8 protein-coding genes and 1 rRNA gene are annotated in these 7,969 nt (G+C 52.2%); 3 read left to right on the forward strand and 6 right to left on the reverse strand.

Annotated elements, in window-relative coordinates; genetic code table 11:
- Positions 1 to 19 precede the first annotated feature (19 nt).
- Together V2S86_RS25510 and polA are read right to left on the reverse strand one after the other, a co-directional pair.
- Positions 20 to 67: a spot 42 RNA, inhibition of DNA synthesis gene (locus V2S86_RS25510; RefSeq protein ID WP_071892919.1), complete on the reverse strand. Its 48-nt coding sequence runs from the start codon at positions 65 to 67 to the stop codon at positions 20 to 22.
- Between the two features lie 206 nt (positions 68 to 273).
- On the reverse strand, positions 274 to 3,075 hold the full coding sequence (polA, locus tag V2S86_RS24415) for a DNA polymerase I (RefSeq protein WP_330764498.1): 2,802 nt from the start codon (positions 3,073 to 3,075) through the stop codon (positions 274 to 276).
- A gap of 499 nt (positions 3,076 to 3,574) precedes the next feature.
- Here polA and V2S86_RS24420 point away from each other — a divergent pair, with 499 nt between their 5' ends.
- Complete coding sequence (locus V2S86_RS24420) at positions 3,575 to 4,471, forward strand: acyltransferase (RefSeq protein ID WP_330764506.1); 897 nt, start codon at positions 3,575 to 3,577, stop codon at positions 4,469 to 4,471.
- Positions 4,472 to 4,513: 42 nt separating this feature from the next.
- Here the strand turns inward: V2S86_RS24420 and dsbA are convergent, their stop codons facing one another.
- The 3 genes from dsbA to V2S86_RS24435 form a co-directional block, all read right to left on the reverse strand.
- A complete protein-coding gene (gene dsbA, locus V2S86_RS24425; protein ID WP_330764499.1) occupies positions 4,514 to 5,137 on the reverse strand; it encodes a thiol:disulfide interchange protein DsbA in 624 nt (207 codons plus the stop codon).
- A 29-nt stretch (positions 5,138 to 5,166) separates the two neighbouring features.
- The gene (locus tag V2S86_RS24430) at positions 5,167 to 6,153 is read right to left on the reverse strand and encodes a serine/threonine protein kinase (RefSeq protein ID WP_330764500.1); all 987 of its coding nucleotides are present in this window, start codon (positions 6,151 to 6,153) and stop codon (positions 5,167 to 5,169) included.
- Between the two features lie 104 nt (positions 6,154 to 6,257).
- Complete coding sequence (locus V2S86_RS24435; RefSeq protein ID WP_004953469.1) at positions 6,258 to 6,527, reverse strand: YihD family protein; 270 nt, start codon at positions 6,525 to 6,527, stop codon at positions 6,258 to 6,260.
- A 151-nt stretch (positions 6,528 to 6,678) separates the two neighbouring features.
- Between V2S86_RS24435 and mobA the strand changes: the two genes are divergently transcribed.
- Both mobA and mobB read left to right on the forward strand, forming a co-directional pair.
- Entirely contained in the window at positions 6,679 to 7,272 is a 594-nt protein-coding gene (gene mobA, locus V2S86_RS24440) for a molybdenum cofactor guanylyltransferase MobA (protein WP_330764501.1), read from the forward strand.
- The gene (gene mobB, locus V2S86_RS24445) at positions 7,265 to 7,780 is read left to right on the forward strand and encodes a molybdopterin-guanine dinucleotide biosynthesis protein MobB (protein ID WP_330764502.1); all 516 of its coding nucleotides are present in this window, start codon (positions 7,265 to 7,267) and stop codon (positions 7,778 to 7,780) included. Before mobA ends, mobB begins: the two co-directional genes overlap by 8 nt.
- Positions 7,781 to 7,853: 73 nt before the next feature.
- Here mobB and rrf read toward each other — a convergent pair.
- A 5S ribosomal RNA gene (rrf, locus tag V2S86_RS24450) occupies positions 7,854 to 7,969 on the reverse strand.

Raw genomic sequence — 7,969 nt, forward strand, 5'->3', positions numbered from 1 at the left:
GACTGGGGCGGCTAAATATTCAGCCAAATCCGATTACGTGAAGTAAAAGGTCTGAAAGATAGAACATCTTACCTCTGTACCCTACGCCTGTAACTCTACATGATTTTTTCGCAGTGCAAAAGAATTTTTTGTAGTTTACTTACACAACTTAGTGCGTAATAACGGCGAGGTTGGGGAAACAATCGCCGTATCTTGTAGCTAAATTACGAAAAGTGCTCAGGTTATCACCCGTTAGCGCCTCGGCGAGGGATTAGCGGGTGGGCAACCACGTTATCAATGGGCTTCATCCCAGTTAGCACCCACACCGACGTCCACTTTCAGCGGTACCGCCAACGTCATGCTGTTTTCCATCAACTCGCGGATGCGCTGACTGGACGCCTCAATCGCTGACTCATGCACCTCGAACACCAGTTCATCGTGTACCTGCATGATCATACGTACCAATGGCTCGTCCTGACCTTGCAGCCAGGCGTCCACCTCAATCATCGCACGCTTGATGATATCGGCTGCCGTCCCCTGCATCGGGGCGTTGATCGCCGCACGTTCGGCGGCCTTGCGACGCATGCCATTGCTGGAACTGACGTCCGGCAGGTACAGGCGACGACCATCCAGCGTGCTGACATACCCCTGTTCGGCCGCCTGCTGGCGGGTGCGCTCCATATACTCCAACACGCCCGGGTAACGCTCGAAATAAAGATCCATATAGCGTTGCGCTTCGCCACGCGGGATCCCCAACTGACGCGCCAGACCGAATGCGCTCATGCCATAAATCAGGCCAAAGTTAATTGCCTTGGCGCTGCGGCGCTGCTCATTCGTCACCTTGTCGAGCGGCAGACCAAACACCTCGGCGGCAGTAGCCCGGTGGATGTCTTTACCGGCAGCAAAAGCCTTCAACAACCCCTCGTCCTGCGACAGGTGAGCCATGATGCGCAGTTCAATCTGCGAGTAGTCAGCCGCGACGATGCGGTAGCCTTCAGGGGCAATAAATGCCTGCCGGATGCGGCGCCCTTCTTCGTTACGCACCGGAATGTTCTGCAAGTTCGGATCGCTGGAGGAGAGACGCCCGGTGGCCGTCACCGCCTGATGGTAGGAGGTGTGCACCCGCCCGCTGAACGGGTTAATCATCAGCGGGAGTTTATCGGTATAGGTGGTTTTTAGCTTCGCCAGCCCACGGTATTCCAGAATCACCTTCGGCAACGGATAATCCAGCGCCAACTCGGCCAGCACCTCTTCGTTGGTCGATGGCGCGCCGCCTGGGGTTTTCTTCAGTACCGGCAGCTTTTGCTTTTCATACAGGATCGCCTGCAACTGTTTGGTCGACGCAAGGTTAAAAGGCTCTTCCGCCAGTTCATGCGCCTGGATTTCCAGCTCGGCCAGACGCTTGGTCAACTCGATGGAATGGGTGGCCAAAATGCTTTGATCAATCAGCACCCCAGTGCGTTCGATATGCGACAGCACTGGCAGCAGCGGCATTTCAATCTCATTGAACACCGTCAGCAGCTCGGTGCTTTCTTTCAGCTGCGGCCACATCGCCAAATGCAGTTGCAGCGTGACATCGGCATCTTCAGCCGTGTAAGGTGCCGCCTGCTCCAGCGCAATCTGGTTGAAGGTGAGCTGCTTTTTGCCCTTACCGGCGATCTCTTCAAAGGTCACGGTTTTATGGCCGAGATAGCGATCGGACAAACTGTCCATGTCGTGGCGACCACCCACGCTGTCCAACACATAGGACTCCAGCATGGTGTCGAAGGCAATGCCGCGCAGGGTGATGTCGTAACGCGCCAACAAACCCATATCAAACTTCAGATTCTGACCGACCTTCAGCGCTTTCTCGTCTTCCAGCAACGGTTTCAGCGTTTCCAATACATAGGCACGATCCAACTGCGCCGGCGCATCGAGATAATCATGCGCCACCGGCAGGTAAGCGGCTTCGCCCGGCGCAATGGCAAAGGATAGACCGATCAGGTTGGCCGTCAGGGTATCCAGACCGTCGGTTTCGGTATCAAAGGCAAACACTTCGGCTTTTTTCAGCTTTTTGAGCCAGTCAGCGAAGGTCTCCTCGTCCAGTATAGTGACGTAGCCCTCTTGCGACAGCGTCGCTTCCGCAGCAACTTTTGGGGTGTCTGCGGCTACGCCGACAGGTTTCACCGCACTGGCCGCTTTCGCGCCGGTGCCTTTTTTGCCTTCCAGCCAGATGCCGGCTTCAACATCCGCCAACCAACGTTTGAACTCGTACTGTTTGAACAACTGTTGCAGCGTGTCGACGTCTTGCGAAGAGACTTCGAGATCGGCACAGGAAAGATCCAGCGCTACATCGGTTTTAATGGTCGCCAGCTTATAGGAGAGATACGCCACCTCTTTGTTCTGTTCCAGCTTGGCTGCCATGGTCTTGGCGCCACGGAAGCTGAGCGTGGCGATGTTGTCCAGGTTGGCATAGAGTGCATCCAGCCCGCCAAGCCCCTGTAACAGTGCCTGTGCGGTTTTTTCACCGACTCCGGGCACACCAGGGATGTTATCCGAGGAGTCGCCCATCAGCGCCAGGAAGTCGATAATCAGCTCCGGCGGAATACCGTACTTATCGCACACTTCTTGCGGACCAAGAATGGTGTTATTCATGGTGTTGATCAGCGTAACGTTCGGTGTGACCAACTGCGCCATATCTTTATCGCCCGTGCTGATCAACACCGCATGGCCGGCCTTTTCGGCTTCCAGAGCCAGCGTGCCGATAACGTCATCCGCTTCTACGCCAGGCGTGACCAACAGCGGAAGGCCCATGGCCTTGACCATTTTGTGCAGTGGCTCGATTTGAGCGCGCAGATCGTCCGGCATCGGTGGCCGATGTGATTTGTACTCTGCGAACAGCTCATCGCGGAAGGTTTTTCCTTTGGCATCAAACACCACCGCAACATGGCTTGGCTGGTACTGCAACAGCAGGCTGCGCAGCATATTCAGTACGCCGTACATTGCTCCGGTCGGTTCGCCCGCGGAATTGGTCAGCGGAGGGAAGGCGTGATAAGCGCGGTAGAGGTAAGAGGAACCGTCAACCAGGATTAATGGGTTTTCTGCAATTTGGGCCATAGCGTTTCTTTATCGTGATCGGACATAGTGGTAAGCATGCCATAGCTGGCCGCCTGAGACGAACCTTAGCGTGCATTGCGGATGAAAATGATGTGATTATGCGAAGCGATCCACAAGATCCTACCTGTGGATAACTTTGTGCATAGAAAAGAAAATAGATTATAACGATGCGTTTATCGTTATAATCTGAAATAAAATTCCTATTAAAATCAAGGTGTTAAATGGCATTAATTTGACGAGGAGTATTTATCGACTTTTACACAATTTGTGGATATAACTTGCGATCGATTTTAATCGCACCATTAATCAAATTTGGCACCTCAATTACCCTAGCACAAGATGACCAAGTTGCACGAAAACGCAGCAAATGATTATTTCTTCAGCTATAAAAACTGTTGCCGGTAACGAGCACCTTCCTCCTATTGTTTCTGTTAGAATATTTTTTTGTTCATGCGCACCGGCATATAACACGGTTCTCACCTACCATCAGCCCATAACCATGCCAAGACTACTGTCCCCTGTTATTTTTATATTTTCTGCCTTGCTTGCCATTTTGGTGACCGTGCTGTGTTCGATCCCCATCGCATTGGCCGGTGTCGTTAAGCTATTGATCCCTTATCCTGCCATCTGGCGACATATCTCCGCCTTTGCCGATTTTATGATGTGGTGCTGGTGTCAGGGATTGGCACTGCTATTGCGTATTAACCGGCAGCTACACTGGGATATTCAAGGGCTGGAGGGGCTGGAACGTAAAAACTGGTATCTGCTTATCAGCAATCATGAAAGCTGGTCAGATATTGTTGTGCTGTGCGTGCTGTTCCGTAATCATATTCCCATGAATAAATACTTTCTCAAGCAACAGCTAGCCTGGGTGCCTTTTGTCGGCCTCGCCTGCTGGGCGCTGGATATGCCATTCATGAAGCGCTATTCGCGAGGCTATTTGCTCAAGCATCCGGAAAAATGCGGTAGGGATATCGAAACCACACGACGCTCCTGCGAGAAATTCCGTAAACGCCCGACCACTATCGTCAATTTTGTGGAGGGTTCTCGCTTTACTGAAGCCAAGAAAATTAAAACCCGCTCCCCTTATCACAATTTACTCGCCCCAAAGGCCGCCGGCATTGCTTTTACGCTCAGTGCATTAGGCAAGCAGTTCGATAAAGTGTTAAATGTCACCCTGTTTTATCCGGAGAATAGCGAACGGCCTTTTATGGATATGCTATGCGGCCGGTTAAAGCGCATTGTGGTGAGAATTGAGCTGCTGCCGATCGATGAAACCCTGCATGGCGATTACTTTAACGACAAGCTCTTTAAACGGCGTTTCCAACTGTGGCTGAATACGCTATGGCAGGAAAAAGACAGGCTGTTAGATAAGTTAAAGCGGCAATACCGTTAAAAAAACGCCGGCTGAGCCGGCGTTTTTCATTTTCAATTTCAGTTATTTCTGCTGGCTGAGGAATTTGACCACGTCGGCGAATTGCTTCACGTAAGCATCCATCGAGCTGGTGTCCAGGCCATCATTTTTAACCATAAACTTACCGTTCACAAATACTGCCGGAACACCGCGCAGCTGCAGATCTTCCGCAGCTTTTTCCTGTTGAACCACCAGGGATTTCACAACGAAGCTGTTCCAGGCTGCATCGTAGTCTTCAGCACTCACGCCCGCTTTGACAAACACGTTACGGATATCATCAGAAGTTTGCACGGTCTGAGTTTTCTGTACGGCTTCGAACATCTGCGGGCTCACTTTATCTTCCACACCCAGCGCCATCGCAACCGCCCAGGCCTGAGTCAGCTGTTTCCCCAGCGGCCCCAGAAACTCAACGTGGTATTTGGTCATTTTGGTGCCCACAGGCAGCGCTTTTTTCACATTCTCGGAAACGTGATAAACCTGCTCGAACTGATAGCAGTGCGGGCAATAGAAGGAAAAGAACTCCAGCACCTGAGGCTCACCGGTGACCGGTTTGTCCAGAGTTACATACTGAGAACCATCGCTAAACTGCGCAGCCGAGGCACTGAATGCCATTACCATGCCAACGAGTGCCAACCATATTTTCTTCATAAGACTAAACTCTCCATTATGTTAAAGCTTCAATACATTGGCATCAGCTGCAGAGGGGGTTCCTGCAACAGCTTAACCTGTTCAGTAAATGCCGCCGTCTGAGATAACCAGAAATCAGACTCCGCCATCCACGGAAAACTTTTAGAAAATGCGGGATCCTGCCAACGGCGAGCTACCCATGCCAGGTAGTACACCATTCGCATGGCACGCAGCGGCTCGATCAACGCCAACTCACTCTGATCAAACTCGGCAAACTCTGAGTAAGCCTCCAGCAAAACGTCCAGCTGCATCAGGCGATCACGGCGCTCACCGTGCAACAACATCCACAGATCCTGTACCGCCGGCCCATTACGCGCATCGTCAAGATCAACAAACAGCGGGCCATCACGCCACAGGATATTGCCCGGATGGCAGTCACCGTGCAAACGCCGCGGCAACCAGTCCAGATGCCAATGTTGTTTTATCGCCTCAATCAGAGTGTCCGTCGCGCTCAGGAAGCTATCGCGCTGTGCCTTGGGCAACAATTCACAGCCAGCCAGCACCTCACGCGGCGCGGTGAGATACTCTTCAATCCCCATAGTGGGACGCACCGCAAACAGGCTTTCACTGCCCACCTGATGAATACGTCCCAGAAAACGGCCAACCCACTCCAGTTGATCGAGATTGTCGATCTCGTACTGCCGCCCGCCAACGCTGGGAAATACGGTAAAAAAGAAACCGCTGTGAGTATGTAGCGTATTACCCTGCAGGACCAGCGGCGCAACCGCGGGGATCTCCGCCTGGGCAAGATCCCCGGCGAACTGGTGTTCTTCAATAATTTGCGCCGCACTCCAACGTTCGGGGCGGTAAAACTTCACCACGTAGCGCTTACGATCTTCGTCCATAAACTGGTAGACGCGGTTTTCATAACTGTTCAGCGCCGTTAGCCCGGAATCTACACGCAGGCCAACCCCTTCCAGCGCGTCCATGATCAGATCGGGCGACAAGGTTTGAAAATTAAAAGCAGAGTTGTTCATAACAACATTCAGTTTCATTGGGTGACAACACTGTGCCGGGAATGAGAAATAGTAGCATTAATGACAAATTTCACGAGCACTGGTTCAGCCCTACCGTACAAATGCTAATCCTTTATAACGCCACGGGCGCGCAGCAAGGCCGTTTTAAAGTCTTCTTCGTAATCCTTTTTCAGTCCTGGGATTTGTTCCGTGCCGGCGCTACCGCGCATTTTCAGGTGGTAGATCAGAATATCATCACTCAGTTCAGCCAAATCACCCTGAAAACCGGCTTCCTGCGCCAGTTTTTGCAAAAACTGAATCAAATTGAGATCCGGATCTTCCTGCCAGGCCGGGTGTAACAGCTCAATCAGCTCGTTTACGCGGTGCGTTTTCATCGCAATATCGTCCAATAGAATGAATAAGCACACAAAGTAACAGGCTTACCAACGCAGTGAAAGAAGCTGCTTGTCAATAAAGGTAAATCCTGATGTCACACCGGCTTTAGCGCTACAATCAGGACGTTAGCCACAATGCAGGATGAGAAATATGCACGAAGACATTACCGGCATTATTCTGGCCGGTGGGCGCGCCACCCGCATGGGAGGGGAGGATAAAGGTCTGGTTCAGGTCGCCGGAATACCGCTGTATAAGCACGTTCTTACCCGGCTACGGCCGCAGGTAGGCCCGATTGCCATCAGCGCTAACCGTAATCAGGCCCGCTATCAGGAAAGTGGTCTGCCGACGATCGGCGATTTAACGGCAGACTTTTCCGGCCCTTTGGCCGGCATACTGGCCGGCCTGAGATATGCCACCACTGAATGGGTCGTATTTGTTCCCTGCGACGTGCCCGATTTTCCCACCACGCTGGTTGAACAACTCTGGCAGCAAAAAGGCCAGTCACTGGCCGCCTATGCCAGCGACGGGAAGCGCGCGCACCCAACTTTGGCGCTGATGCATACCAGCCTCGCGCCTCAGCTGGCGAGTTATCTGGCTCGGGGAGATCGAAAACTGATGCTGTTCCTGGACGTAGCAGGCGCACACCAGGTGCCGTTCACGGGTCAACAAGCGGCTTTCCATAACCTGAATACGCGAGAAGACTGCCAGCGCTGGCAGCAGGAAAAAGGATTCACCCATGAATAACCCTCTCCCTCCTTTACTGGGCATTGCCGCCTATAGTGGTACAGGTAAAACCACGCTGCTTAAGCAGCTAATACCGTTATTGAGACAGCGGGAAATCCGCGTTGGGCTGATTAAACATACACATCATGATATGGATGTAGATACGCCTGGCAAAGACAGTTATGAATTACGTAAGGCTGGCGCCGATCAAACACTGGTTGCCAGCGATCGCCGATGGGCACTGATAACAGAAACACCAGAGCAATTGCCACTTGATCTGCACTATCTGGCCAGCCGATTTGACCGTAACAAAGTGGATGTGATTTTAGTGGAAGGCTTTAAACATGAGCCGGTGAGCAAGATCATTTTGTATCGTGAGAATATAGGCAGACAGCTGGAGGATATGCTGGATAAGTTTGTCATTGCGGTAGCCAGCGATCGGCCTGTTGCTGGGATTACATCTTTGGATCTAAACCAGCCCGATACAATAGCTGAGTTCATAGTCGAGTGGTTGAAAGGCGCAGCGTAGCTGCGTCCGGTATTTCCTGAACCCAAAGCAAAAAGCCCCATGCTTTCGCATGAGGCTTTCGACTTTATTTGATGCCTGGCAGTGTCCTACTCTCGCATGGGGAGACCCCACACTACCATCGGCGCTACGGCGTTTCACTTCTGAGTTCGGCATGGGGTCAGGTGGGACCACCGCGCTATTGCCGCCAGG

Origin of the sequence: Serratia sp. C2(1), assembly GCF_036352655.1 — a bacterium.
GTDB classification, from domain to species: domain Bacteria; phylum Pseudomonadota; class Gammaproteobacteria; order Enterobacterales; family Enterobacteriaceae; genus Serratia; species Serratia inhibens.

Excerpts from the sequence above, each read along its gene's own strand:
- dsbA (WP_330764499.1), bottom strand. The coding sequence starts at position 5,137 with ATGAAGAAAATATGGTTGGCACTCGTTGGCATGGTAATGGCATTCAGT.
- mobB (WP_330764502.1), top strand. The coding sequence starts at position 7,265 with ATGAATAACCCTCTCCCTCCTTTACTGGGCATTGCCGCCTATAGTGGT.
- mobA (WP_330764501.1), top strand. The coding sequence starts at position 6,679 with ATGCACGAAGACATTACCGGCATTATTCTGGCCGGTGGGCGCGCCACC.
- polA (WP_330764498.1), bottom strand. The coding sequence starts at position 3,075 with ATGGCCCAAATTGCAGAAAACCCATTAATCCTGGTTGACGGTTCCTCT.
- V2S86_RS24430 (WP_330764500.1), bottom strand. The coding sequence starts at position 6,153 with ATGAACAACTCTGCTTTTAATTTTCAAACCTTGTCGCCCGATCTGATC.
- V2S86_RS24420 (WP_330764506.1), top strand. The coding sequence starts at position 3,575 with ATGCCAAGACTACTGTCCCCTGTTATTTTTATATTTTCTGCCTTGCTT.
- V2S86_RS24435 (WP_004953469.1), bottom strand. The coding sequence starts at position 6,527 with ATGAAAACGCACCGCGTAAACGAGCTGATTGAGCTGTTACACCCGGCC.